The organism is Candidatus Protofrankia californiensis, from assembly GCF_900634765.1.
GTDB lineage: Bacteria > Actinomycetota > Actinomycetes > Frankiales > Frankiaceae > Protofrankia > Protofrankia californiensis.
The window spans coordinates 2,645-5,511 of sequence record NZ_CAAAFT010000196.1 but is presented as its reverse complement, the minus strand read 5'-3'; the positions used below and the strand labels follow the sequence as shown (position 1 = coordinate 5,511).

The window sequence follows — 2,867 nt, the reverse complement described above, 5'->3', positions numbered from 1 at the left end:
TTCGCCCGCCTGTTCACCGAGATGTGGGACCGGGTCACGGCGGGCGACCTCGCGCTGTTGCCGGTCATTACCCATTCCTTCGCGGAAGCCGCGGAGGCGCTGCGGACGATGGCCCGTGGTAGCCACATCGGCAAGTTCGTGCTGACCGACCCGGCGTCGGTGCGCGCTGTCGCGCCCGAGCCGATGCCGGCCGGTGGGTTCCGACCGGACGGCACCTATCTGGTGACCGGCGGACTGGGCGCGCTCGGTCTGTCGCTCGCCGGGTTCCTCGCCGACCGGGGTGCCGGCGCGGTCGCGCTGCTGGGACGGTCCACGCCGGGCGCAGACGCGACCGCCCGGATCGAGGCGATCCGGGCGGGTGGCACCCGGGTGGAGACGTTCGCGGTCGATGTCGCCGACGCCACCGCGCTGGATGCCGCTCTGACCCGGCTGCGGCGCGAGATGCCGACGCTGCGCGGTGTGGTGCACGCCGCTGGCCTGCTCGATGACGCCACCATCCTGCGGCTACGGCCCGAGCAGATCGAAAGGGTGCTCGCTCCCAAGGTGGACGGCGCGCGCAACCTGGACGAGGCCACCGCGGACGACCCGCTGGACCTGTTCGTGATGTTCTCGTCGGCGGCGGCCCTGATCGGCAACGCCGGTCAGGCGGCCTACGCCGCGGGCAACGCCTTCATGGACACCCTGGCCGTGGCCCGTCGCCGCCGAGGGCTGCCCGCCCTGTCCGTGCAGTGGGGACCATTCGCACAGATCGGTCTGGCCGCCCAGGACTCCAACCGGGGGGCCCGGCTGGAGGAACGGGGTATGGGCGGCTTCACCGCCGAAGAGGCGTGGGCGGCACTGGCCGGTTTCCTCGTCCGCGACGAGCAGGTGGTCGGGTACGTCCCGCTGAACCTACGGCAGTGGTTCGACGCGTACCCGGACACGGCCGCCCAGAAGAGCTGGCAGGTGCTGCGCCAGGCCGCTGCGCAGGGAACGCCGGCCGCGGCGGGGAGCAGCGAGTTCCTCACCCACCTGCGCAACGGCCCCACCGACGCCCGCCAGGACCTTGTCGAGACCAAGGTGCGCGAGCTCGCCGGCCGAGTGCTGCGCCTGGACCCGAAGGCCATCGAGAGCCAGACGCCGTTCAAGGCGCTCGGACTTGACTCGTTGATGAGCCTTGAGCTGCGTAACCGGCTCGAGGCCGCGTTCGGGCTCACCCTGTCGCCGACGCTCCTGTGGACCTACGGCAGTTCACGAGCCCTCGCCGGGGTGCTGTGTGAGCGGATCTTCACCCCCGCCGCCTGAATCCCGCATTCCGATCGCGAAGGAACGGTTTTCATGGAACCCAACAGCAACGGCTCGCCGAGGCCGACTCCCCTGACGCGCGCGCTGGAAACGATCAGAAACCTTCGTGCGCAGCTCGACGCCCAGACCGGCCGGGCCCCGCTTGCCGTGGTCGGTGTCGGCCTGCGGCTGCCTGGTGGTATCACCGACGTCGACACCTACTGGGACGCTCTGGCCGCCGGGCGCGACCTGGTGCGCCCCATGCCCGAGGCACGCAAGGGGCCCTTCGCCGCCGGCTGGGAGGGCCTGCCGCTACGGGGTGGCTTCCTCGACGAGGTGCTCGATTTCGACGCGGCCTTCTTCGGAATCAGTCCGCGGGAGGCACGCGGGCTCGACCCGCAGCACCGCCTGCTGCTCGAGGTGGCCTGGGAGGCGCTGGAGAACGCGGCGCTGCCCGCCGACGGGCTGACCGAGGCCCGCACCGGTCTGTATGTCGGCATCACCGGTCAGGACTACCGGGACTGGCAGGACGGTGAGCCCGATGCCTACTGGGCGACCGGCAACGGCCACTGCTTCGCCGCCGGTCGGCTCGCCTACACGATGGGGCTGACCGGGCCGGCCGTGGCGATCGACACCGCGTGCTCGTCGTCGCTGGTCGCGGTCCACCTGGCAAGCCAGGCGCTGCGCCGCGGTGAGTGCGACGTGGCGCTCGCCGGCGGTGTCAATCTCATCCTGTCACCCCGCTCGACGCGACTGGTGGTCCAGACCCGCTCGCTGGCGCCCGACGGGTTGTGCAAGTCCTTCGACGCCCGGGCCAACGGCTTCACCCGCGGCGAAGGATGCGGCGTGGTCGTGCTCAAGCGCCTGGACCAGGCCGTGCGTGACTGCGACCGGATCCACGCCGTGATCCATGGCTCGGCGGTCAACTCCGACGGCCGCTCGTCGGGGTTCACCGCCCCGAACGTGCTGGCCCAGATCTCCCTTGTCGAAGCCGCGCTCGCCGACGCGGGTCTCACCGCGGCCGACATCGGCCTGGTGGAGGCGCACGGCACGGGCACGGCACTCGGTGACCCGATCGAGATGGAGGCGCTCGTCCGCGCGCTCGGCCACCGCAACGGCGGCGCCCGGCTGCGGGTCGGCTCGGTGAAGACGAACATCGGCCACCTGGAGGCCGCCGCCGGCATCGCCGGGCTGCTCAAGGTGATCCTCTGCCTACGGCGGCGCGCCGTTCCGCCGCTGGTCCACTTCACGACCCTGAACCCCAGGATCGATCTGGACGATACCGGTATCACCCTGCCGCAGGACCTCCAGCCCTGGGCCCCCACCGACGGCGGCCGGTATGCCGGGGTGAGCTCCTTCGGCATGAGCGGCACAAACGCCCACATCATCCTCGGAGCCGCCGAAGAGCAGCGGGAAAGCGCCATGGCCGGTACCGCCGACGTACCGGTGAGCGGCTTCGAGCTGTCGGCGAAGACCCCGTCGGCGTTGCGCGCGCTCGCCGCCCGGTTCGGTGAGCGTCTCGCCGCCCTCGACCCCGCCAGTTACCCGGCGTTCGCCTACACGGCAACCTACGGCCGGGACCGTCACCCGGTGCGCGCCCAGGT

The 2,867-nt window shown here is 71.7% G+C and carries 2 protein-coding genes; both read left to right on the top strand.

Annotated elements, in window-relative coordinates; all coding sequences use genetic code 11:
* The coding region (locus DD1DGNOD_RS10790; protein WP_131770026.1) for a beta-ketoacyl reductase at window positions 1-1,284 on the top strand (1,284 nt) is incomplete at its 5' end.
* 33 nt (window positions 1,285-1,317) lie between these two features.
* The coding region (locus tag DD1DGNOD_RS10785; RefSeq protein WP_241255640.1) for a type I polyketide synthase at window positions 1,318-2,867 on the top strand (1,550 nt) is incomplete at its 3' end.